The sequence below is a fragment of the Paenibacillus sp. ACRRX genome (assembly GCF_022346885.1).
Classification (GTDB): Bacteria; Bacillota; Bacilli; order Paenibacillales; family Paenibacillaceae; genus Paenibacillus_B.
In genome coordinates this window covers 1122299-1147074 of the sequence record NZ_JAKRNK010000002.1, presented here as the reverse complement: position 1 = coordinate 1147074, position 24776 = coordinate 1122299, and the positions used below count along the sequence as shown (strand labels likewise).

At 46.7% G+C, this 24776-nt stretch carries 23 protein-coding genes, 1 pseudogene and 1 other annotated feature; of the genes and pseudogenes, 23 read left to right on the top strand and 1 reads right to left on the bottom strand.

Annotation, left to right across the window (positions count from 1 at the left end; all coding sequences use genetic code 11):
* Positions 1–627: 627 nt before the first annotated feature.
* From MH117_RS10845 to leuS, 23 genes and pseudogenes are all read left to right on the top strand, one after another.
* Positions 628–1260, top strand: a complete 633-nt coding sequence (locus tag MH117_RS10845) for a hypothetical protein (RefSeq protein ID WP_239328659.1) — start codon at positions 628–630, stop codon at positions 1258–1260.
* A 14-nt stretch (positions 1261–1274) separates the two neighbouring features.
* Positions 1275–1619, top strand: a complete 345-nt coding sequence (locus tag MH117_RS10840) for a hypothetical protein (protein WP_239328658.1) — start codon at positions 1275–1277, stop codon at positions 1617–1619.
* Positions 1620–2251: 632 nt separating this feature from the next.
* Positions 2252–2545: an immunity 53 family protein gene (locus tag MH117_RS10835; RefSeq protein ID WP_239328656.1), complete on the top strand. Its 294-nt coding sequence runs from the start codon at positions 2252–2254 to the stop codon at positions 2543–2545.
* A 499-nt stretch (positions 2546–3044) separates the two neighbouring features.
* Positions 3045–3980 carry a cysteine synthase A gene (gene cysK, locus MH117_RS10830; RefSeq protein WP_239328655.1) on the top strand — a complete coding sequence of 312 codons (936 nt, stop codon included), beginning with the start codon at positions 3045–3047 and terminating at the stop codon, positions 3978–3980.
* A 357-nt stretch (positions 3981–4337) separates the two neighbouring features.
* Complete coding sequence (locus MH117_RS10825) at positions 4338–5609, top strand: MFS transporter (protein ID WP_239328654.1); 1272 nt, start codon at positions 4338–4340, stop codon at positions 5607–5609.
* A 201-nt stretch (positions 5610–5810) separates the two neighbouring features.
* Complete coding sequence (locus tag MH117_RS10820) at positions 5811–6566, top strand: carbohydrate-binding family 9-like protein (protein ID WP_239328653.1); 756 nt, start codon at positions 5811–5813, stop codon at positions 6564–6566.
* A 204-nt stretch (positions 6567–6770) separates the two neighbouring features.
* Positions 6771–6947: a hypothetical protein gene (locus MH117_RS10815; protein ID WP_239328652.1), complete on the top strand. Its 177-nt coding sequence runs from the start codon at positions 6771–6773 to the stop codon at positions 6945–6947.
* A 114-nt stretch (positions 6948–7061) separates the two neighbouring features.
* Positions 7062–7568 (top strand): stage V sporulation protein AC, encoded by a 507-nt coding sequence (gene spoVAC / locus MH117_RS10810; protein ID WP_239328651.1) that lies wholly within the window; start codon positions 7062–7064, stop codon positions 7566–7568.
* 38 nt (positions 7569–7606) lie between these two features.
* A complete protein-coding gene (gene spoVAD / locus MH117_RS10805) occupies positions 7607–8623 on the top strand; it encodes a stage V sporulation protein AD (protein ID WP_239328650.1) in 1017 nt (338 codons plus the stop codon).
* Positions 8620–8970 (top strand): stage V sporulation protein AE, encoded by a 351-nt coding sequence (gene spoVAE / locus MH117_RS10800; protein WP_239328649.1) that lies wholly within the window; start codon positions 8620–8622, stop codon positions 8968–8970. Before spoVAD ends, spoVAE begins: the two co-directional genes overlap by 4 nt.
* A 594-nt stretch (positions 8971–9564) precedes the next feature.
* Positions 9565–10521, top strand: a complete 957-nt coding sequence (locus MH117_RS10795) for an AAA family ATPase (RefSeq protein WP_239328648.1) — start codon at positions 9565–9567, stop codon at positions 10519–10521.
* A gap of 2 nt (positions 10522–10523) precedes the next feature.
* Positions 10524–11783: a DUF58 domain-containing protein gene (locus MH117_RS10790; RefSeq protein ID WP_239328647.1), complete on the top strand. Its 1260-nt coding sequence runs from the start codon at positions 10524–10526 to the stop codon at positions 11781–11783.
* Positions 11780–14008: a DUF4129 domain-containing transglutaminase family protein gene (locus MH117_RS10785; protein ID WP_239328645.1), complete on the top strand. Its 2229-nt coding sequence runs from the start codon at positions 11780–11782 to the stop codon at positions 14006–14008. Before MH117_RS10790 ends, MH117_RS10785 begins: the two co-directional genes overlap by 4 nt.
* A 125-nt stretch (positions 14009–14133) precedes the next feature.
* On the top strand, positions 14134–14658 hold the full coding sequence (locus MH117_RS10780; RefSeq protein WP_239328727.1) for a YqeG family HAD IIIA-type phosphatase: 525 nt from the start codon (positions 14134–14136) through the stop codon (positions 14656–14658).
* Complete coding sequence (gene yqeH, locus MH117_RS10775; protein ID WP_239328644.1) at positions 14658–15773, top strand: ribosome biogenesis GTPase YqeH; 1116 nt, start codon at positions 14658–14660, stop codon at positions 15771–15773. The genes MH117_RS10780 and yqeH overlap by 1 nt, the downstream gene beginning before the upstream one ends.
* Positions 15774–15852: 79 nt before the next feature.
* Positions 15853–16737, top strand: a complete 885-nt coding sequence (gene aroE / locus MH117_RS10770) for a shikimate dehydrogenase (protein WP_239328643.1) — start codon at positions 15853–15855, stop codon at positions 16735–16737.
* Between the two features lie 162 nt (positions 16738–16899).
* The gene (yhbY, locus tag MH117_RS10765; protein ID WP_239328642.1) at positions 16900–17196 is read left to right on the top strand and encodes a ribosome assembly RNA-binding protein YhbY; all 297 of its coding nucleotides are present in this window, start codon (positions 16900–16902) and stop codon (positions 17194–17196) included.
* Between the two features lie 100 nt (positions 17197–17296).
* On the top strand, positions 17297–17905 hold the full coding sequence (locus tag MH117_RS10760) for a nicotinate-nucleotide adenylyltransferase (protein ID WP_239328641.1): 609 nt from the start codon (positions 17297–17299) through the stop codon (positions 17903–17905).
* A complete protein-coding gene (gene yqeK, locus MH117_RS10755) occupies positions 17889–18470 on the top strand; it encodes a bis(5'-nucleosyl)-tetraphosphatase (symmetrical) YqeK (RefSeq protein WP_239328640.1) in 582 nt (193 codons plus the stop codon). Before MH117_RS10760 ends, yqeK begins: the two co-directional genes overlap by 17 nt.
* 121 nt (positions 18471–18591) lie before the next feature.
* Positions 18592–18939 carry a ribosome silencing factor gene (gene rsfS, locus MH117_RS10750; protein WP_239328639.1) on the top strand — a complete coding sequence of 116 codons (348 nt, stop codon included), beginning with the start codon at positions 18592–18594 and terminating at the stop codon, positions 18937–18939.
* Positions 18936–19808: pseudogene (locus MH117_RS10745) on the top strand (CvfB family protein); the annotation flags it as partial. The gene rsfS and the pseudogene MH117_RS10745, both read left to right, overlap by 4 nt.
* A gap of 445 nt (positions 19809–20253) precedes the next feature.
* Complete coding sequence (locus MH117_RS10740; protein ID WP_239328638.1) at positions 20254–21012, top strand: class I SAM-dependent DNA methyltransferase; 759 nt, start codon at positions 20254–20256, stop codon at positions 21010–21012.
* A 127-nt stretch (positions 21013–21139) separates the two neighbouring features.
* Positions 21140–21369: a binding site (T-box leader), on the top strand.
* A 131-nt stretch (positions 21370–21500) separates the two neighbouring features.
* The gene (gene leuS, locus MH117_RS10735; protein WP_239328637.1) at positions 21501–23942 is read left to right on the top strand and encodes a leucine--tRNA ligase; all 2442 of its coding nucleotides are present in this window, start codon (positions 21501–21503) and stop codon (positions 23940–23942) included.
* Here leuS and comER read toward each other — a convergent pair.
* On the bottom strand, positions 23923–24774 hold the full coding sequence (gene comER / locus MH117_RS10730) for a late competence protein ComER (RefSeq protein ID WP_239328636.1): 852 nt from the start codon (positions 24772–24774) through the stop codon (positions 23923–23925). The genes leuS and comER overlap by 20 nt on opposite strands.
* Between the last annotated feature and the right edge of the window lie 2 nt (positions 24775–24776).

Below are 24776 nucleotides of genomic sequence, written 5' to 3'. Positions count from 1 at the left end.
AAGAGACAGTAGTAAATCTCGGTCTAGAAATTTGCTTTAATAAAATAAAAGAATCACTGGAATATTATAAGGATATAGATAAATCAATCCTAGATGAAATACAAGAAACAATAGATGAAGTAGGCGAGAATATCTCTAATCCGTATTATAGTTTGGAAAAATTCAAATAGCTGTTACTAGTGTGAGATGCCCATAAACCAAATATACACTGGTTAAAATGGGACTTAAATTACTATCTTGCCTAGATCAAAGATACCCAGACTTAAATTTAAAGATAAGTATACAAATAGTTGAGGAGTACATGGATTAAATTTGGAGTATCAAAGTTTTTGAATCCAAAAGATTATGCGAAAAAATATTTAATTTAGACTAATTACTTTTTAGAAGAAACAAATAATGATATTTTGAATCAAGAGAGATTAATCCCGATTTCCAAGCAAACCTTGATTGGCTTAATGCCTTTCCAGGTTTCTTTTTTTGTGGGGGTTACCGAGTGCCAAACGAGCTCATCATACAACCAATAACACACTTAACCTAAGTAATACTGTTACAAGGATCGGGGGTATCCAAAAGAAACTCACATTAACAATTAGTGGTAATATATTCCAAATTGTTTGGCTTAATACGATGAAGGTATATAATTTTAGAGTACAGGGATACCACAATTACTTTGTAACGGACTTGCGGATCTGGACACACAACTGCGGCGGTGGGGGTGGAGGCAGAGGACTTGGTTCTTCTACATCCAACACCATTTATAGCAGCCCTGGTAATGTGAGTAGAGGAAGTAATCTTCTCACGAAGAACGTTCCAGTTCCGGATACCTATCAGAAGCTGATCAGGGATCAGTTCAATTCTTTTAAAGCACCTAAGGGGACGGGACAAGCTGCACAAATACCTCGAACAGGAACAGAATGGAATAATTACTATAAGAGCAAATATGGAAGCGGAAATGTAACATGGATTACGGAGTTAAAATCTTATGACGATATCCTAAGTAATCCCAAAGCTTTATGGGGCAAACCAGCTAATGAAGTTGGAAGGACTCTTGGAGATGGATGGACGAAAGGTACGTACGGCTCTGCGGGTACTGGTTGGAAATTTATAAACGGCGATAAGTCCGTATTCTATCATCCAGGAGGAGGAGTACATGAAGGGGCTTACATTGGATTCTCAAGTGGTCAGACAGGTAAAGTGAAGGTTGTAGGACCTGATTATAAACCCTTACCTGGCGATAAAGCTATTATTATTCAAAAATAAGGAGAGATTGTATATTGGGAATAATATCTGTAGAAAAGCTCAGGGAGTTATATGTAGATACGATTGATAAATGTGGGACATATCTACTGAATGAGGATGATGTAGTAATTGGGTATAATATTTTTGAAGAATTTGATACAGGGATTACTTCATTTTTACACGCCGATAATTTACAAAGACTTAACGGTGCAGGGCTAATCAGTGATGAGATAATGTACAAAAGTTCTATATTAAGAAACATGGTGCTAGAATTACAGCAAGGTGATAAATGGAATGTGAATGCAGTTAGGAATTCACCTGAATGGAGGAAAGTGCTTGAACTGGCTGACGAGATTCATGGTTACTTTGCTGCTGAATAAATAATTTTGCTGGGCTGTCAAGGGTTGTGTGAACTTGTTTACAATCCGATCAGTAAGTTCGTACAATACAACCAACAAACCAAACACTAAAAAACTTGATAACATTTCAAAAGCTCATTCCAACTTGAAGTATTAGTAGGAATGAGCTTTTCTTACATGTCCAAAATCAAAGGAGGATGAAATGAATGGGAAAGCGTAAACAGGTAGTGGTAGAAGAGTTTGAGGGGTTAATAGCTATCCAATCAAATTAGGTACTACAGCAGCGAATACAACGATAAAATGAAACAATGGACAGCCAGATCTTATAGGTTTTTATAAGGGGACGGGAGATCTTGTACAAAAATACAGGAAAGCTAAGAATTTTATGAAATCAGATCCGCAGGCGGACGGGAGATCACACAGTCCTAAAAAGAAATCCGAAGACTAAAGAGGTTACTAGTTATGAGACATATAGATCTAATCCGTTAACAACCAGTGGTTTTGATAAGGTACGACGTTATGATGGGATAGGTAAAGGTCACATTAACAAGGTAAAAAACAGAATGTGCCTACCTCATGTTAATGGTAAATCAATTCTTGGGGGGAGTTAGGGAGGCATATCTGAATGAAATCTCAAGGAAGAGGTAGAGAATATGGATACTTTAAAATGGGTGCAGGATTGGTATTATCAAAATTGTAATGGTGATTGGGAGCATACCTATGGTATTAAAATCAATACTATCGATAATCCTGGTTGGTCAGTTGAAATCAACTTAGCTGATACTAGTTTAGAAAATGAACATTTTGAATCAATAGAAATCGAAAGAGACGAAGAAGATTGGTACTACTGTATTGTGAGAGATGGAGTATTTAGTGGTGCTGGTGGGGCAAAGAATCTAGAAGAAATACTAAATTGCTTTAGGCAGTGGGCTTCAATAAAAGAATAGAAGTTCTGATTGATTGCAAAGTGATACCTGGAACCTTAATTGGCCATAGCCTTTCAAGGTTTTTTTGGTGTGAGCTACCCCGTGCCGGACGAACGCATTATTCATCCAATAACATACTTAACCCATATAGCTACAATACTTTTTGATTTATGTTGTGACATATGATTGACCTGTCTTGTTATATTCGTTTTCTCACATACTTTTTTAAATAGACGCAACTTTGCAAATAGATATCACGATGATTTTAGTGTCAGTGACATCTCAACAAATTTGTAGACCCAACTACTTTATTCTTAAAACAGAACAGAAGCTTTTTTCATGGGAAGGTCATTTGTTAAAGACTAGCCTCCCACGAATATTACACTACAAGTTGTACTGTAATTTGTGCACTTAACGATATCGTCGTGCACCACATTGCGAAACGTGACATGAAATGTTAAGGTTAACTTAACCGACTAAATCAATAGGAAATTAGCTGCACTACTAGGAGGAACATCTTATGTCAAGAATCGCCAAAAATTTAACTGATCTGATTGGAAATACACCTTTGCTGGAGCTTTCCAATTACAGCGATCAATTACAGCTCGATGCAAAAGTTATCGCTAAACTTGAATACTTTAATCCTGCTGGCAGTGTAAAGGATCGCATTGGCTATGCTATGATCAAGGATGCTGAAGCGAAAGGTCTGCTTCACAAGGAATCCGTTATTATCGAGCCGACCAGCGGCAATACGGGAATCGGCCTTGCTTTTGCCGCCGCCGCGCTTGGGTACCGGCTGATGATTACACTGCCAGAATCGTTTAGCGTGGAGCGCAGAAAGCTGCTGAAGGCACTTGGTGCAGAACTGGTGCTTACGCCAGCAGCAGAGGGCATGTCGGGCGCGATCAAGCGAGCGGAAGAGCTAGCTGAGGAGATCCCGCATGCGTATATCCCGCAGCAATTTAACAATCCGGCTAACCCGGACGTGCATCGCCGGACAACAGCCGAAGAAATATGGCGCGATACAGATGGAGAAGTAGACATCTTTGTCGCAGGAGTCGGCACAGGCGGCACGATCGCTGGGGTAGGCGGAGCGCTTAAATCCAAGAAGCCGACTGCCACGGTTATTGCCGTAGAGCCGGCGGAGTCGCCAGTGCTGTCCGGCGGAACTAGAGGGCCGCACATGATACAAGGCATCGGTGCTGGCTTCGTGCCGGGGAACTACGATGCAACTGTCGTAGATGAGGTTTACCAAGTGAGCAACGAGCAGGCATTCGCCACAGCTCGCACGCTGGCTACCTCGGAAGGCCTGCTTGTAGGCATTTCGTCTGGCGCAGCTGTATTCGCGGCCACTGAAATAGCGAAGCGTCCGGAGAACAAGGGCAAGACGATCGTAGTACTGCTGCCGGATACAGGGGAGCGTTACCTATCTACAGCGTTGTTCCCTGAGCAATAAGCATCGGCATATTTGTGTGTTAACCCACAATCATGCATTAACACAACAAAAGGAATTACAGGATAGAAGATAACCCGTAGAACAGACACTTTTAAGAAGTGAACCTGTCCTGCGGGTTTTTTCATTTTTGATCACAGTGGTTTGTAATTGCATTTATTTCAACTCTCAGCGTGGTTAACCTACAATGACCAACATTTACTTTGCGTGACAATCTGAACCCGCAGCAGCTCCGTCTTCAGCCCGATTTGTCCGTACATCCTAAGTGCAAGCGTTAATACAGTTAAGGCCCGATGGATCGGCGATCTTATCATGATACATTGGTAAAAAATGTGTCGGGGGAATGAATGAATGAGAAGGATGAGCGCTATTTTTCGAAATGGCAACTTTACAAAATTGTTTATTGGCCGTTTATTTGCAAATGCGGGTGATAGCTTTTACATGGTTGGTGCGATGTGGATGGTTTACAACTTGGGAGGCTCGACCTTTTATACAGGGCTTGCTGGGTTTCTGACCTCAATTCCACGCATCATACAATTTCTGTACGGTCCATTCATTGATAGATGGCCGCTGCGGCGCATGCTGGTGACGACTCAGCTCACTCAAGCATTACTGCTGCTTATCGTACCCATTGGGTATGCATATGGCTTCTTGTCCATCACTTTAATACTGATCTTAATGCCAATCATCTCCATCCTGAATCAATTTATGTATCCAGCGGAAATGGCTGCCTTGCCCAAGGTGCTTCCACGCGAGCAGCTAACGATGGGTAATATGTTGTTTACCGCTGCGAATCAGGGCAGTGATGCAGCCTTTAATGCATTAGGTGGCCTGCTTATTGGAGCTATAGGTGTGAGCAGTCTTTTCTTGATCAATTCCAGTTTGTTTTTTATAACGGCATTTGTATTTTCGATGCTAACCGTAGCAGCAGCTTCAACGTCAATCGGAACTCAAACGCATGCAGAACACGAAAAAATACAAATAAAACAATTTATGAAGCAGTATGGCCGTGAGTTGACAGATGGTATAAAAGTACTGATGCAGCCTTATATTAAGCGATTATTGGCAGGCATACTGATCATTAATTTTGCCGGGGGAGCCTTGATGTCAATATTGCCTGAATTCGGAAATGGTCCTGAACAGTATGGCCTTTTAATGGCGTCAATGGCTGTTGGGGGGATACTGGGTACGGTACTGGCACCTGCACTGCGTATTGAGCAAAAGAGACTGGGTTTGTTGTTTATTGCAGCTTTTTTGATATGTGGTCTGTTGTGGATGTTGTGCTCTCAAGTAACTTCTCCTTGGCTTGCGGCTGTTTTGTTTGGAATAGGATGGCTGCCAGGAGGTGTGACCAATGTAGCGTCAGCTGTCTTTGTACAGACACTTGTTCCAGAAAGTTATATGGGTCGGGTAATGGCGGCGATATCCAGCTTTAGTGGGCTCGCAATGCCACTAGGATTTTTATTAGGCGGAGCGTTGGGAACGTATTGGGGGAGTTCTTCCATTATGCTGCTGTGCGGCATGCTTGTATGTTTGGTTTCTATTTTTTGGCTCATGGATCCTATGACAAGACGTATGCCTTCTCTTCAAAATATGGATGCGGATATGCTGTCACGGCAGATAACCTCGTAGCTGTCCACACTTATGAAGTGGAGTTTCGAGTTTCTATTTGAATTACCCAATGGTGTTTCAGATAAAGATACAGATGTTTCTTTAATAAATACATTTCAGGTGGGAGGCTTGTGTCCTAAAATAGAAGTGAACAATAGCGAATAGGCCCGCAACCGGGTCGTTTGCTACTCAACAGCTTGGAGACGGAGATGATGAACTTCTATGTACAAGACCCCACCCGATACAGCAAGAATGAGCCATACCGATAGCGCTACAAGCCTAATTGATAAAGGTGGTTTGCTTTCACCAGCAAAGGGATCAGTTCAGGCAAGAGATACTGGAATAGCATTGTCAGATCCGCTGCCGATTTATGAATGTAGATTTATGGCGCAAATGCCTTCTGACAGCGATTGGGCACAGATGCCGCATACATCGCTGCTTGATGTGACGACATCCGACCTGCCGCATCTAACCACATCTATTGCATCTTGTTGGACAACAGATGCTTTATATGTCAGGATTTATGCGGATGATGATTATATATGGAGCCCCTATGAACATCGCGATGATCCTTTGTATGAAGCAGATGTTGTGGAAATGTTTATTGACCCACAAGGTACGGGGGAACGCTATTATGAATTTAACGTAAGTCCGCATAACGTTGTGTTTGATGCGATGATCGAAAATAACGGGCGCAAGCCTCGTCAATTACATCCAGAGTGGGATGCGGCCGAACTGCACACGTCCGTTACTGCACAACCACTTGATGGCGAAATGATCAGGCTGACTTATGAACTGCGGATTCCATTTGCTGCCTTACAAGCAACAGTACCAGTGACTGGAGAGGAATGGCGTGTGAATTGGTTCCGCATTGACCAGAACAAAGCAGGCGAGCGTTCCTTTTGGGCATGGTCACCTACGGGTGCAGTTAATTTCCACGTACCTGATTGCTTTGGACGCCTTCACTTTATGTTGTAGAGAAATATTCGACTTTAAAGCACGCTTTCTGTTCATCATGCAGAGGCGTGTTTTTTGCTGTGCGATAGGTTACTGCTTATGGAGCAGACAGTGGACAGCAAAACTGCATAGAAAAATATATCTTTAACAGTTGCTAGACGGGCTTCAGCCGCATATTGTGCAGTATGTCCCGAGTGGTGACATAGAGAAAGGATGTTGTTGTCCATGCAAAAGCGGGCTCGCAAACCAGGACCTGATCGTTCTACCCGAGGCCACCAGCATTATGTTCAGAGCAGCGGCCCGCCTATATTAGAAGTACACAAGCTGTGGCTGGATGCACTGACTCTCATTTTATTTGTCCTGTTGGTTGTCCTATGTCTATGCTTTATATACAAAATGTGACATCGGATGTTGGAACACCAAAATAACATAATCCCGCTTCAAACGACAAATACTGTATGCAGACATCTTCAAACTAAGATGATGTAAAACGTATTTATATTAGGAGGTATGCCTATGGCGACTTCTGCGAAGTCCAAATCCCCGGACTGGAAATCGGGAAAGTGGACGATATCGGAGCAGCAATACAAGCAGATGGCAAAGAAGCGTGAACCCGCTCGCTCTGTATTCAAAAACTGCATTCGGGCCTTTCTAGTCGGAGGCACGATCTGCCTGATTGGACAAGCTATTCAGTCGTTGTTTATGACTTGGCTTCATATGAGCGAGAAGCAGGCTGCAGGACCTACAGTCGTACTACTCATTTTTGTGTCCGTCGTCCTTACTTGTCTTGGTGTATATGACAAAATTGCACAATGGGCAGGGGCTGGCTCCGCTGTACCCGTTACTGGATTCGCGAATTCGATGTGCTCGGCAGCGCTTGAGCATCGCAGCGAAGGGCTTGTGCTTGGCGTGGGGGGCAATATGTTTAAGCTTGCGGGATCCGTTATTGTGTTTGGTACGGTGGCGGCATTTGTCGTGGCGATGGTGTACTTAATATTCGGCATAAATATTCAGCATCATTAGCAACAGGTGCAAGCTGAATCACGAATGGAGGCATTCATATGCACATAGGACGCCAGACTTGGCTGTTCAAGAACAAGCCGGTCATTATTAGCGCGGCCACCGTTGTTGGTCCTGACGAGGGGGAAGGTCCACTTGCCAAGGAGTTTGACTTCATCCATGAGGACTTGGATATGAAGGAGAAGAGCTGGGAAAAGGCCGAACGCAAGCTGCTTGAGCAAGCGACAGAGCTAGCAGTACTGCATGCTAAGCTAAAGGATGAAGACATTCATTATTTCTTGGGCGGAGACTTGATGAATCAGATTATTAGCAATACTTTTGCGGCCCGTAATCTGGGAGTACCTTACATTGGCGTATTTGGTGCATGCTCTACATCGATGGAAACATTGGCTATTGCCTCACTGTTAGTGGACAGCGGCAACGCTAAGTATGTTCTAGCAGGAACTTGCAGCCATAATTGTACCGCAGAGAAGCAGTTTCGATATCCTACGGAATACGGATCTCAGAAGCCGCCGACTGCTCAATACACGGTTACAGGAGCAGGTGCTGCGGTCGTTGCCCCTACGGGAGACGGACCGAAAGTCATTGCGGCGACCATTGGTAAAATTTTAGATATGGGTCTCAAAGACCCGTTTAATATGGGAGCTGCAATGGCGCCAGCGGCAGTGGATACGATTCAGGCGCACTTGGCTGACTTGAATCGAACACCACAGGATTACGATCTCATTGTCACGGGTGACCTTGCTTCCGTCGGGCATGCCATTGCCAAAGATTTATTTAAAGAAAATGGCTTGTCGATGGAGGGGACGGTATTTAACGACTGCGGCTTGATGGTTTATGATCTGAAGCAGCAAGCGGTACAAGCAGGCGGCAGCGGCTGTGGTTGCTCCGCGGTTGTTACTTACGGGCATATTCTACGGCGCATGCGAAAAGGGGAGTTGAAGCGGGTGATGATTGTGGCGACAGGAGCGCTGCTCTCTCCGCTATCCTACCAACAAGGGGAGAGCATCCCGTGTATCGCTCACGCAGTTACGTTGGAAATGGGGGACGGGACATGATCTATTTCTGGGCATTTGTCGTGGGTGGATTAATCTGTGTTATCGGACAGCTTATGTTTGATGTGGCGAAGTTGACTCCGGCACATACGATGGCCATTCTTGTCGTCGCAGGTGCTATCGTTGACGGCCTAGGCTGGTATGAGCCGTTAATCAATTTTGCAGGTGCTGGTGTGACTGTGCCGATTACCAGCTTTGGTAATTCGTTGGTGCATGGCGCTATAACCGATCTACAAAGTACAGGCTGGATTGGCTCTGTATCGGGTATATTTAAGACAACGAGCGCGGGAATCTCGGCGGCGATCGTTTTCTCCTTTTTAGCTGCATTATTTGTACGGCCGAAAGGGTAAATGACATCTTATTATTGACAATCGGTTAACTGTAAATAACAGGTTTAAATCCAAAATTAGTTGCTATAGTGCGGCATTAAGGTGACATGCTCGATGAGAGAGATGATCACGTTAATGCTGCTTTTTGTTATGTTAATATGCTGGACTTTTATGTTATGAAGGTTATTCACAGCAGTTAAGTAATAAGCTTCATTAAGAAATAGGCACAAGAAGGATAAGGCTCTGGTAGCCTAAAATAGGGTGTTAAATAGCTTCAGGCTTTGATTTGGGGGATCAGACCAGGTCAAAGTCTGTTTGCATGTGACCCTCCATCTTAAAATGCATTGATATGTATAAAAAACAATTGATTTCTTCTATTTTAATTTCATTTCCCAAGTAATATAATGACTTCACTTGTTGATGTCGGAACAGCCATCAAGCGGGTGCGTCATAAGATTGAAACAACAATATTTTTCGTCACTATGCCACATGTACGATCTTCCTGCAATGGTGTAAAATGAGAAATTGTAAGCGCATTATTTTACTTATACTCTTGTGCATCTGCCGTTATGATGCTACAAATGCACCTATTCGTATATCCAGGAGGTTATGCTTATGTCTTCACATGTATCGCTGCATGCAGTCATTCAGCAATTACGTTCTTCATTGGAACGTTGTATATTAGGCAAACAAGATGAGATTGAACTTTTGTTAACGGCTATGTTGGCTGGAGGCCACGTCTTAATCGAGGATGTTCCTGGTACAGGCAAGACTCAGTTAATTAAGTCGCTGGCACGTACGATGAATGGGCAGTTCAGACGTGTTCAGTGCAATCCGGACCTGCTTCCCACCGATATCACAGGGATGTTTATTTTCCATCCTAAGGAACAACAATTTGTATTTCGGCCAGGGCCGATGATGACCAATTTCCTGCTTGTCGATGAGATCAACCGGGCTACGACAAAGACGCAGTCTGCGCTGCTTGAAGCGATGGAAGAGCGCCACGTCACCATTGACGGCGAAACGTTTGACCTGCCGAAGCCGTTTATCTTATTTGCTACCCAGAATCCGATCGAGTTTGAGGGAACGTATGCGCTGCCAGAAGCACAGCTTGATCGGTTTATGATGAGGCTTCGTATTGGGTATCCGGATGAACGGACAGAGAGAGAACTGTTGACTCGTCATATGGACGGCTTGCCTTCGGAACGGGTAGAGGCTGTGACGGATATTGAGACGATTGAGCAAGTGCAGCGCCTTATCCAACAGATTCATATGGATGACGCTATCGGTTCATACATGATCGAGATTGTACGTCATACCCGCAAGCATCCTCATGTGCTGCTTGGTGCGAGTCCACGCGCATCAATCGCACTTATGCAAGCATCCAAAGCCTATGCCTGGCTGCAGGGCAGAGGTTATATCACGCCGGATGACATCAAAAAGCTAACGCCTTACGTCCTCGGTCATCGGATCGTGCTGGGTGTAGACGCGAGAATTGATGGGATTACGGCGGATGATGTGATTCGTAACGTGCTGCAGCAGGTGGCTGTGCCTGTAAGACTGGAGATGTAAGTATGGCAGACCCACATACAGCGCGATCAAGCCAACGAATGCGGATCCCATATTTGTATTATGCTGTGCTCATTTATATCGGCCTAATTTGTTATTTCTTATTTCAGGGCGGCAAGACATCTTTCATGCTGCTGACAATGGCTACACTGCTGGGATGTTATTGGTTGAGCTGTGCCTTTGGCGGCATTCGTAGGGCAAGTGGCATACGTGAAGTAGGAGGCGAAGGACGAAAGCACTATATGTCACACAGCCATATACCAGTCAAATTACAGATTCGGATTCCCGGATGGGTGCCCATGCCATATCTAGTCGTACATGATGAATTGTATCGCTTCGGAGAGCGCGTCCATGTGCACGAATCGATTGTAACGTTAGATCATCAGCGATCCGCACTTGTGACTTATCAGACGCCGCCATTAACGAGAGGTTGTTATCAATTTTCACATACGGTGTGTTGGACCAAGGATTTGTTTGGATTGTTTGCCTACGAAGGTGCGTTCCACGCGGAGCAGTCGTTGTATGTCATGCCGCAGACCGTGCCAGTCCAAAGCTCGAAGCAGCTGAAGTCTTGGCGAGGGGCGTTCCAGGTTGAACAGTCAATGTCCAGGCAGCGCAGAGAGTCGACGACGCTGAACGGGATTCGTGATTATATGCAGGGCGACAAGTTATCTCGTATTCATTGGAATGCTACAGCCAAGACGGGTGCGCTAAAGTCAAAACAGTTTGAACCGGAGGGACTGCCACAGCTTGTGCTTGTATTGGATCTATCGATAGATGCCTACGAGGATAACGATAGGTTTGAACTTGCGGTTTCCATTTTGGCGTCACTTGCGGCATATTCTCGCCAACAACAGCGACGTGTTGTTATCGTGGGTATACACAGCGGTATGAACCTGTGGGATGCCGAGACGGTCCGCTATGAAACGCTGGCGCTGCGGCAATGGTTCGCCTCTGTTCATCCTTCACGTGTGTCTGCACGTGAACGCATGGAATCATCGTGGGTAAACAGATGGGCGACGCATCCAGAGCTGCGCAACGGCGGTATTGTCGCCTGGATATCAGGTGGCAGACATCGCTCTCAGCTCACGAACATTGCTGCACTGGCTAAGCGTGGTTGGCAAGGCGATTATATACATGTCCACACTAAGCCGAGCGATGAGGATTATGAATTGCGAACCATGCTTATGAGACATCAATATGCATATATTCCAGTCTCTGAATTACAGCAGCTTCCAGTGCGATTGGGGGAAAGTTCGGCATGAAGCGCGACAGTAAATTTACCCAACGTATCTTCGGCTTATTTTGGGAGGATCGGCTAATTTGGCTTTGCCTGTACGTTATGCTGTACCAATGGGCAATTGCTCTTGTACCCTATTGGTATGACGAGACGATTGCAATGACGAAGCTGATGCTGAATACAGTTGTGTTTGCAGGACTGCTCTTCCCACGGTCACTTCTAGTACGAATTCCGATCGGACTTGGTGTTGTCCTATGGTCCGTATATGAAGAATTACAGCAATTTCAATTATGGGTGTCCACTGATGCAGGCCTGAGCATATTGGAAAGCTTGCTGCAGTACCACCCTTATCTTTGGCTGGTTGGGCTGATCTGGCTGACATACGAGTTGTTTATGAGCAGGGTTAAGACGAGCTGGCATATCGTTATGCTGTTGGTGCTCCAATTTATCGTGCTAGGCGCCTTGGATTCGTTTACGCCCGAAATACTGTGGGATCAGGTAGCTTGGGTCATGTCTGCATCATTAGTCTGGTTGATTGCGCTGCACTTTAGAACGATGAAACACAAGTTTCCAGCTCAAAGCGGCCACACCAAGCGTTATGCTGTCCAGATGACTTTAAGCGCTATTGTGCTTGTTTCTGCGATTATTTGCTCTGGCCTGAGCATGCCGGGGCTTGCGCCTATCGTCACCGATCCTTATACGGCCTGGATCAGCAATGAACGGTTCCCAGTAGCGGGAGCAGGCAATGGTTCAGGAGGGGGAATCGGCAGCGGCGTATCCTCGGGTTACAGCACACATGACTATGATCTTGGCGGCGGTTTTGAAATGGACTTTAAGTCTGTTATGACCGTTACTGCGGATTACAGAGGGTACTGGCGAGGAGAAAGCAAAGCCGTTTACATTGGAAATGGATGGGCAGATTTGGAGTCTGAGGACCTGCAGACGGCCAAGCCAGGTACAGAGCTTCAGGCACTGAATCAGTTAGAACCCCACGTTCCAACGCGAACAGTAAAGCAGACATTTACGATGCAAGACAGCAAGACGTATCCGATTTTATTTGGCGTTGCTACTATTTCTGCCTTTGATCAGGTTAAAGGCAAGCATAGCGGCAGTATGAAATGGAACAGCCATGATGGAGAACTTATTTATAAACCAGGAGCTGATAAAGCGTATCCTGAGTCCTATACGATCCTATCTGAAGTGTCCGCTGCTACACCAGAGGAGATGCGAAAAGGAACAGTAACTCGCAATTTTCCGACGGAGGGAATCAAGGGTGCTTTAATGTATCAGTACTTGAAGCTGCCAAATGAGTATCCTGCACGCGTCAAAAGTCTGGCCGAGCAGATTACGAAGGGAGCCACTAACGATTACGACCGGGCTAAGTTCATTGAGTCCTACCTGAGGACTGAATTTAAGTACACAAATAAGCCTGACATAAGAAAGAAAGTTAGTGAGGACTTTGTAGAATCGTTTTTGTTTGAAATTGAGGAAGGCTATTGTGATTATTTTTCATCTACGATGGCAGTGATGCTGCGCTCGGTAGGTATTCCGACACGCTGGGTTAAAGGGTACGCTCCCGGCACAAGAGATCTGATGATCGATAATCGAATGCCGGAGGCCATGCTAGAACGGATGTCTGATCCGAATGAGGGTGGTACGTTTCGTGTAACGAATGCGGATGCGCATTCGTGGGTCGAAGTGTATCTAGGCGAGTACGGTTGGGTAGCATTTGAACCGACGCCAGGCTTTACAATGCCGAGGCTGCAAGCACCATCTGCGGCAGAAGAGCCGGAGTTGGGAACGGACTTGAATCAAGAGGAACCCGATCAGCAGACTGCCAAATCCGAAGAAGTGTCACTTCCAGCATGGATAGGAACACTTGCCCAGGCCGTATTAATGTTGGCAGCTGCATTTGCCTTCGTTATGATGCTGCTGCGCTGGCGTTCAATTGGATATACGATGAGGTGGATTCGTTTTATCGGGCGCCGTTTGACTCCGCGTGAGCATATTATCGCAGACACGGAACTGTGGTTAAGTTATTGTCATTTGCACGGCATGCGCAAAGAGAAGCATGAAACCGTTCGCGAGGCAGTCGAGCGTTGGAGCCATGAGCGGACGGCCAAGAAGCAGTCTGCGGAGCAGATCGTTTGTTTATTTGAGCAGGCCAAATATGGACACGAAGAGCTGAAAGTCGAAGACTGGCAACAATTGAAAGCGGTAATTCGAGAATTTAAGCGTACAGGATCGTAGCATTTATGATAGTATTAACATCAAATGCCGTATTCGAGACGTAACAATGCGACGAATACGGCATTTTTTTGCACGTAAATCAAAGAATATGGTATAGTTTGTCGTATGAAAACGAGGTGACCAACTTGTTTGAAGGGCTTATTCCAAGACTTCGGGTGCGTACGGTTTATGATATTGACTTGACTTTATTAAAGTCCAAAGGTTTAAAGGGGATTATTACGGATCTGGACAATACATTGGTCGGAGCCAAGGACCCGTTGGCAACACCACAATTGGCAGCTTGGCTGGAAGAAGTAAAGCGACAAGGCTTCAAACTGGTTATTGTGTCCAATAACGATCTTACACGGGTTTCCAACTTTGCAACGCCGCTTGACATTCAGTTCGTTCATGCAGCACGCAAACCGTCACAGCGGCCGTTCCATAAGGCAATGAAGCTGATGGATTTGTCGCCGAAGGAGACGGCTGTAGTTGGTGATCAGATGCTTACGGATGTGCTGGGAGGCAATCGTATGCAGATGTTTACGATACTAGTTCAGCCGATTGCTATTCAGGATGAAGGCTGGACGACTCGCATCAACCGACGCATTGAACGCATAGTGACAGCAAGTTTACGGAAAAAGGGTTTATGGCACGAGGAGGAACATCAATAATGGAATTAGAAACAGTAAGGCACTGCAGTGGCTGTGGCGTAACGCTTCAGACTGCGCAACCGGATCAATCCGGTTATGTGCCAGAGAAGGCGCTGGAGCGGACGCCAATTATTTGCCAGCGCTGTTTTCGCATTAAAAATTATAATGAAGCTATGTCAGTAGCACTTGACCATGACGAGTTTCTGCGTTTGCTTGGCCGAATCGGGCAGGAAGATGCATTAGTTATTCATATCGTCGATTTGTTTGACTTTGATGGCAGTATTATCTCTGGTCTCCAACGCTTTGTTGGCACGAATCCAGTACTGCTGGTCGTGAACAAGATTGATCTGCTGCCTAAGGCAATCAATTGGAACCGGATCAAGAATTGGGTGCAGCGTCAAGCGAAAGAACACGGTATTCAAATCGTTGATGTGGTTTTGGTTAGTGCGAAACGCAACCTTGGGTTTGAGCGTCTGGTTGATGAAGTTGGACAACGCCGCGGTAAGCGGGATGTATACGTTGTGGGCGCCACTAATGTCGGGAAATCGACGCTAGTCAACCGTCTGATCAATGATTATAGCGATATGGAACGTGAACTAACCACGTCAAGATATCCTGGAACTACATTGGATATGGTGAATATTCCGCTTGACGACGGCAAACATATCGTGGATACGCCTGGTATCGTATACAAGAGCAGGCTGACAGAGTTGGTTAGCCGTGAGGATCTGGGCGCACTGCTGCCAGACAAGCCATTGAAGCCAGCAGTCTATCAGCTTAATGCTGGCCAGACGCTGTTCTTTGGTGCGTTGGCCCGATTTGACTTTGTTGAAGGAGAACGTCAGTCATTCACTTGCTACATGTCTAACGGCATAAAGATCCATCGGACTAAGCTTGAGCGTGCAGACGAATTATATGCTGACCATGCTGGGGAGATGCTTGCACCGCCGACTAAGGCACGATTGGCAGACATACCTGCCTGGACAAAGCACCAGCTGCGTGTACCACGCGGCCAGGAGATGGACGTGTTTGTTTCCGGTCTTGGTTGGATTACGTGCAACAGTACCTCAGGCGCACTGATAGAAATACATGCACCGAAAGGTGTTAAAGTACTCCTTCGACATGCATTGATTTAACTTCGGATTTGGATGAAGTACACCGAATAAGGTGTGAGTTGAGGCAATACTCGTTAGAGCAAGGAGGCGGATCATTAATATGGTTCATCATGACAGTTCTGCGTCATTACAGACTGTAACTAGTGTGACCACAGTGCTAGCCGTCATTGGAGATCCGATACGTCACTCCAAGTCGCCGGTAATGCACAACGCCGCCCTCCAGGCTCGCGGCTGGGATGGCATTTATACGGCATTCCATGTTGCTCCTGAGCGGCTGGCTGAAGCTATTCACGGTATTCGTGCTTTAGGCATTCGAGGAATAAACGTTACAATTCCGCATAAGGAACGTGTAATGGCCTATCTAGACGAAGTTCATGAAAGTGCACGGATGATTGGTGCGGTCAATACAATTGTGAACGATAACAACAGATTGATCGGTTACAATACGGACGGATTGGGATATGTTCGCTCTTTAAAGGAAGAAACGGCAGTCGATTTATCCGAGTGCAGTGTACTGATTGTAGGTGCGGGCGGTGCTGCACGAGGTCTTGCCTATGCACTGCTGAGAGAAGGCTGCGGCAAGCTGTTAGTTGCGAACCGGACTCTTGATCGAGCAGAGAAGATAGCGCAGGAAATGTCATCTCTCGGTGCAATGGAATGTGTTGGTATACAAGATGGCATCCCGGCAGTCGAGCCTGAGCGAGTTGATGTTGTAATCAATACGACATCTGTTGGCATGCATCCGCATATAGGAGAGAGTCCGATTGCAGAGCAATGGTTGAAATCTCACATGATAGTGAGTGACATTATATACAACCCTCTTGAGACGAAGCTCCTTCAGGCAGCTAAGGCTGCAGGCGCCAAGACACATGGCGGCTTGGGTATGTTTGTGTATCAGGGTGCGATTGCTTTTGAACTGTGGACAGGCGAGCCGGCGCCGATCGAGGTTATGCGAGAGTCGGTGCTTGGAACTGTATCGAGCTAGTGCTGACCATGCAGACGGGATCTTTCCATTAGATTATTAGGAGAAGTATGCTTAACCACTGCTCGGATCACTGTTAGTCGTTTGTTATCGTATGCTGGCCGTTATGACATACCGGATTGTATGATGTAAGTATTGGTTTGTAAATAAGGAAGGAATGACAATATGTTAACAGGTAAACAAAAAAGACACTTACGCTCCCTCGCACATCATGTGCAGCCCATTTTTCAGATTGGCAAAGGCGGGGTTAATGATCAATTGATCCGCCACATCGACGAGGCGATTGAGACACGTGAGTTGATTAAGATCTCGGTCTTGCAAAATTGTGATGAAGACCGTAACGTGATAGCAGCTGAAATCTCTGAGCGTTCCGGATGTGAACTGGTGCAAGTAATCGGTAAAACGATTGTGTTATACAAGGAATCGAAGGATCACAAAGAAATCGTGCTTCCTAGAGCCTAATCTTTCAGGTCGGAAAGACGACGGCGTCTGAGCAGCTTTTTAACGAGCAGGGCAACTGTGGCTGCCACATAGGATTTAAATTTTGCAGGAGGCTGTACCTATGACTCACTCCGTCAAGCAAATAGGGGTCATGGGAGGCACGTTTGATCCGATCCATCTCGGACATCTTGTCGCTGCTGAGGCTGCGCGAGAAGCCGCATTGCTGGACGAGGTGTGGTTTATGCCTGCTAACGTGCCCCCGCATAAACCTCATCAGCCGATTGCTTCTCCGGAACAGCGGCTGCAGATGACGCAGCTTGCGATTTCCGATTATGAGCCTTTTCATTTGAGCGCTTGGGAGATGGAACGCGGCGGTGTCTCATATACTTTAGATACAGTTAATGCGTTACAGGCTCAATATCCACATGTGGAGTGGTACTGGATTATCGGTGGGGATATGGTTGCTTATTTACCAAAGTGGCACGGGATCGATGAGCTGATGGCCAAAATTAAGTTTGTAGGCTTGCAGCGGCCAGGTGCGGAATGGGATGCCTCTATCCTTCCCGTACAATGGCAAACCCGTGTCGTGGAAGCACACATGCCCTTGATGGATATTTCTTCAACAGAAATCAGAAGACGGGTGGCTCAAGGCCGATCCATTCGGTACCTCGTGCCTGAAGCGGTTGAACAGTATGCGCAAAGGTGGGGTTTATATGAAAATGAGTCGTGATCAATTGCTGGAAGCTGTACGCTCCCAAATGCCTGTGAAACGGTGGAACCATACCGCAGGTGTAATGCAATCTGCAGTTGAGCTTGCCAGGCAGTATGGGGTTGATCCTGTCAAAGCTGATCTGGCAGCGCTGCTGCATGATGTCGCCAAATACTGGCCCACAGACAAGATGGAGCGGATAATACGCGAACAAGGTCTTCCAAGTGTGCTGCTGCAGCATGACAAGGCGCTTTGGCATGCACCTGTGGGCGCCTATGTTGCTGAACACGAGTATGGTGTCACTGATATGGAAGTGCTGGATGCGATACGCTACCATACCTCTGGACGCGAGCGTATGACGAAGCTTGACAAAGTAGTATGCCTGGCTGACTATATAGAGCCGGGGCGGGACTTTCCAGGGGTAGACCGCATTCGTGAACTCGCCAAGCGCAGCCTCGAAGAAGCCTTGATCGCCGGCTTCGATTCGACGATCAGCTTTTTGCTCTCGAAGCGGGCTCGTATATTTCCGACCACGCTGCAAGCACGTAACAGCTTGATTGAAGAAGTCGACAGTCGTCAACAATAAGAAATAATATATTAATTTTATGGAACTGTGAATGTAATAGGGGCCTTGCTCTAGCTTTGTCAGCTTGCGGCAGCCCCAATAGTCTATTTTACATTTGCAGATTAGAATCGGAGGCTAACTTATGGCGTTAACACCTAAACAACTGCTCCACTTAGCTGTGGATGCAGCAGAAGACAAAAAAGCGATGGATCTTGTAGTTCTTGATTTGCAAGGCATCTCATTGATTGCGGACTACTTTGTTATTTGTCACGGTAACTCTGACACACAAGTACAGGCTATCGCTAACGAGATTCGCCAATCCGCACATCAGGCGGGCACAATTGTACGCGGAACAGAAGGTATGGATTCGGGCCGTTGGGTTCTGATTGACCTTGGGGACGTTGTTGTTCATGTGTTCCACCGCGAAGAACGTGAGTATTATAACATTGAGAAGCTGTGGTCTGACGCGAAAGTAGTGGAGATGGCATGACCCTTACGGCAGGTACGATACAACGTTTGCGTGTAGATCGCGAAGTATCTCCGTACGGCTACTTTTTGACTGATGAGGAACATGACGTTATCCTCCACTATACGGAGCTGACACGCGATATCATGATTGATGAAGAGCTTGACGTGTTTTTGTTCTATGATACAGAAGACCGTCTTGCTTCTACGATGAAAAAGCCTTATTTAACGCTGGGTGAAGTTGCGGCGTTGGAAGTGGCTGATATTCATTCACGGTTTGGGTATTTCCTTGAGATGGGAATTGGCAGACAGTTGATGCTGCCAGCTAGTGAGCTTCCAGAGTTGAAGACGCTGCGCCCAATTATCGGAGATAAAGTATATGTGAAGCTGGCTCATGATCGAGTAGGGCGATTGGTTGCTGAGTTGGCGGGCGAAGAGGAATTGGCACCACTAGTGTTTCACGCCCCAAGCAGTTGGCTGAATACTTGGCATGAGGCAGTTGTATATCGTGCGCTTCGTATGGGAACGTTTTTTGTCGTCGAAGGTGGGCCTCTCGGCTTTGGTGCGCTCGGACTGCTGCATGAATCACAACGTCCACAGCCGCTTCGTGTTGGCGATCGCGTACGTGTACGTATTGCTCATGTGCGGGAGGACGGTCGAGTCAACGTAACACTCGCTGAGCGCAAAGAAGTTGGTATGGATCTGGATGCAAACCGACTGCTTCAATTCTTAAAGGAGCGTCCTAACGGTGCTATGCCTTATTCGGATGAGACACCTTCTGATCTGATTACGCAGCGGTTTCAGATAAGCAAGTCCGCCTTCAAACGAGCGATGGGCCGTCTGATGAAAGCGGGCTTTGTCACGCAAGAAGGCAGTTGGTCCAAACTGACGGAGCTTGGCTCTGCAACAGATACAGCTGAAGCGGAGCAAAAGCTCGCCCAGATCCAGGCGGAACAGCGTCGCCCGGATGCACGTCGCAAGCCTTCGCGTCCAAGCGATGCTGCGGCCCAGCGTTCACAATCGGCTCGTCGGAGTGCTGATCAACCCGGCACAACTTCTGCAGAGCGCAAGCAGAGTGATGATCGTAGACAGACGGGCAGCTATAAACCAATAGGTGATCGCAAGCAAACGGATGGACGATTCGGATCCAATGAACGCAACACCATGAACGAACGGAAATCAACTGATGATCGCAGATCCACTGGCAGTGGGAGAGCATATGACTCTTCCGGAACGGGACAAGCACGCGGCGATCATAGTCGCCCATCTGCAGGACGCAAGCCGTTCTCTTCTGGACAAGGGAATGGCCGGTCTAACTTCCGAAAGGATGATCGCTAGTATGGATTCGTACGGCCAATTTGCGCTGGTGTATGATCGGCTTATGGCGGATATGCCGTATGAGAAGTGGCTTGATTTTGCAAATGCAGCATGGGAACGGTATGATGTTGCTCCTCGGTCTGTTGTTGATTTGGGCTGTGGCACCGGTACGATTGCGATCCCATTAGCAAAGCAAGGCATGCAGGTCACTGGTATTGACTTGGCGGATGCTATGCTCACGATTGCTCGTGAAAAGGAGCAGGATGCAGGTCGGCTGGCTGGCTCTGTGCAGTGGGTGTGTCAGGATATGAGACAATGGGAAGTGCCTGAGCAGGTTGATACTGTTATTTCTTTTTGTGATTGTATCAATTATGTAACGGAACCAGAAGATGTTCGATTGGTATTTCAACAGACGGCTAAACAGCTTCGGTCAGGTGGTCTGTTTATGCTTGATATGCATCATGTTCGCCAATTTGAATATTATGCGCAAGAACAGCCTTTCGCATTGGATGAAGGGGATGTAGCTTATATTTGGCATAGTGAATATGATGAGTCACGGCATGAAATTGAACACCAGTTGGCTATATTTGCTGAGGATCCGTTGAGTGGAAAATATAATCGAATCGATGAGACACACATTCAGCGCGCCTATGATACGGATTGGATTATAGGTGAATTGCTTGCAGCGGGCTTTGCGCATATCGACGTGTATGGTGACTTTGAATGGGAAGAACCAGGTCCTGATACATCCAGATTGTTCTTAATTGCTATAAAAAAGTAGCCTTATCATCACTGTGATGCACCGTGCTGTACCTTTGGGGAGACACGGTAGGCGCCCGTTGACAAGATTTGTTTTTTTGCATATGATGTATGTAATTATTGTGTAAAAACAGTGGAACTGTAACCATAGGAAGACGTGGATTAGGAATAGTAGTTCTCCGAAGTCATTCAGAGAGTCGGCGGTTGGTGCGAGCCGATGGATAGAGGAAGCGAACTCACCTAGGAGTCGCACAACTGTACGTTTAGGTAAGGTTGTGACGTATAAGCTCGCGTTAAGAGCTTCAAGTGAGCGCCAGGCAGAGCATGCCGTGCGCTAACTAGGGTGGTACCGCGGGAATCCAAGTCTCTCGTCCCTAGCGAATTCGCTAGGGACGAGAGGCTTTTTTTGTGGTTATATGTGATACATTGCGCTGTACCAAGTACGTGCAGCAAGAAATAATGATGAACAAAGAAAAGCAGGTTTTAACCTGAATAGAGGGGGCTTCAATAATGAGCACAGAAATGAAACAACCAGCAGGCTATCAGCCGCTTGCCATTGAGCCGAAATGGCAGAAGTATTGGGATGAACACAAGACATTTGCGACATTGGAAGATGACAGCAAGCCGAAGTTCTACGCATTGGACATGTTCCCATATCCGTCTGGAGCAGGCTTGCATGTCGGTCATCCGGAAGGCTACACAGCAACAGATATCGTATCCCGTTTTAAGCGGATGCGAGGATATAATGTTCTTCACCCGATGGGTTGGGACGCATTTGGTCTTCCTGCTGAGCAATATGCTATTGATACAGGAGCGCATCCGCGTGAATTTACAGTAAAGAACATAGACAACTTCCGCCGTCAGATCAAGTCTCTTGGATTTTCCTACGATTGGGATCGCGAGATTAGTACGACTGATCCTGAGTACTACAAATGGACACAGTGGATTTTCATACAGTTATACAAGAAAGGCCTCGCATACGTCGATGAAGTACCGGTTAACTGGTGCCCAGCATTAGGAACTGTACTTGCGAACGAAGAAGTGATTGATGGCAAGTCCGAGCGTGGTAACCATCCGGTCATTCGCAAGCCAATGCGCCAGTGGGTATTAAAGATTACCGCATATGCTGAACGCTTGCTCGAGGATCTGGATGAGCTGGATTGGCCGGAGAGCATCAAGGATATGCAGCGTCACTGGGTAGGTAAATCCAAAGGGGCAGAGGTACGCTTCACGATAGAGGGGCATAATGCTAATCTTGACGTATTTACGACTCGTCCCGATACATTGTTCGGTGCTACATATTGTGTGCTGGCACCAGAGCATGAGTTGGTTAGCCAGATCACAACTGCTGCACAGCAGGCCGCAATCGAGGCTTACCGTGAGCAAGCTGCTCGTAAGAGTGATCTGGAGCGAACAGACCTAGCAAAAGAGAAAACCGGCGTATTTACTGGCGCTTATGCCATTAATCCGGTGAACGGTGCCAAGATGCCGATCTGGATTGCTGATTATGTACTAGCGGGTTATGGAACGGGGGCAATTATGGCCGTTCCTGCGCATGATGAACGGGACTGGGAGTTTGCAAAGCAGTTTGATCTGCCGATTGTTGAAGTTGTGTCAGGCGGCGATGTGCAGGAAGCAGCATATACTGGTGATGGAGCTCACGTTAATTCTGACTTCCTGAATGGCTTAGATAATGCGCCAGCTATCGCAGCTATGATCGAGTGGATGGAAGGAAAAGGTATCGGCAGCGGCAAGGTGACTTATCGTTTACGCGATTGGTTGTTCAGCCGCCAGCGCTACTGGGGTGAGCCCATCCCAATTATTCATCTCGAAGATGGCACAATGAAGACGATTCCTGAGGCTGAGCTTCCGCTCGTACTGCCAGAAGTAGATCAGATTCGACCTTCCGGTACAGGTGAATCACCGCTTGCCAATGTGACAGAGTGGGTAAACACAGTTGATCCGGAGACAGGTATGAAGGCCCGCCGTGAGACGAACACAATGCCACAGTGGGCAGGCAGCAGCTGGTATTACTTGCGTTATATAGATCCGAAGAACAATGATGAGATCTGCTCCAAAGAATTGCAAGAGAAATGGCTTCCTGTCGATCTTTATATTGGCGGTGTGGAGCATGCTGTACTTCACTTGTTGTATGCTCGTTTCTGGCATAAAGTGCTGTATGATCTGGGTGTTGTCCAAACGAAGGAGCCATTCCATAAGTTAGTGAACCAAGGGATGATTCTAGGTACCAACAATGAGAAAATGTCGAAGTCAAGAGGAAATGTTATTAATCCGGACGAGATCGTTTATGAGTATGGGGCAGATACACTCCGTATGTACGAGATGTTTATGGGCCCTCTTGAAGCAACGAAACCGTGGAATACAAATGGCGTAGAAGGAATGAATCGTTTCCTTGGCCGTGTATGGCGATTGTTTGTCACCGATGAAGATCAATTAAATCCGAAGATGACAGACGATGTGGAGGACAATGCTTTTGTGCGTACATGGCACAAGACCGTGAAAAAAGTGACTGAGGACTATGAGGCACTTCGTTTTAATACAGCGATCAGCCAGATGATGATCTTTATCAACGACGCATACAAGCAAGATAAGCTGCCGCGTAAGTCGATGGAAAGCTTTGTACAATTGCTGTCACCACTTGCTCCGCATATTGCCGAAGAGCTGTGGGAGCGTCTTGGCTTCACAGGCTCCATCACTTACGCTGCTTGGCCGACATACGATGAGAGTCTGACCGTTGACGCCGAGGTTCAGATTGTCGTGCAAGTCAACGGCAAGATCGTAGAGCGAATGAACATGGCTGCTGACGCGGACGAAGCTGCGATGCAAGATACAGCGATGAACTCAGCTAACGTTCAAGCTGCGATGGCAGGCAAGACGGTTCGCAAAGTCATCGCTGTTAAAGGACGACTCGTTAATATTGTGGTCGGTTAAGATTAACCTCAATGCTACCGAATAGGGTGGATACTTTATCCAGATCTTCTTCATATTTGGCGTGGGTAACATGAATTAATTGCTGGAATACACCATCCAGCTTCTCATTAAGCAAGCGCAGCGCCTCGGCGGTAATCCCGCCGGGGACGGCTACGCGCTGCTGAAGTTGTTCAAGCGATAGTCCGCCTTCCGTTAACAGTTTCCCTGTGCCGATTAACATCTCGGAGGCTAGTCTCGCAGCTTCATCGCGGTTTATACCTGTTTCTAGCACCGCTTCATCTATCCATTTTTGCATGAAGAAAGCAATAAATGCTGGACCACAGCTTGATATGTCACTGGTGATCCGTGTATATTGCTCCTCTATCTGAATAGGCCTGCTTATCGACATCATAAGCTGCTCGAGCAGCAGTCGATCCTCTGTCTGAATCCGGCTTCCATAAATACATATAGATGCACCGCTCCATACATAATTAGTAATACTAGGGATGATTTTAGCTATTTTGCACGTTAATTGGCGTTCCAAGTGATTGATGAGGACGGGACTTGTTATCGATACGAGAATAAGATCAGCGCGATCGTACGCCGATATTTCCTCGATAACTGTTTTGTACTCCAGAGGTTTTACGCACAGAAAGACGATGCTGCTCGCTTTAACCGTTTCTTCAATCGATGCAACCGCATGAAGACCGGGGTATTGCGAGGCAAGCCGTTGCGCTTTGTTGAATGTACGGTTGGTAGCTACTACCTGATCAGGCTCCAGCGCCCCGGATTGGATTAGCGATTCAATGAGGATAGTGCCCATGCTTCCCGTACCTATAAATCCGACCTTCACGG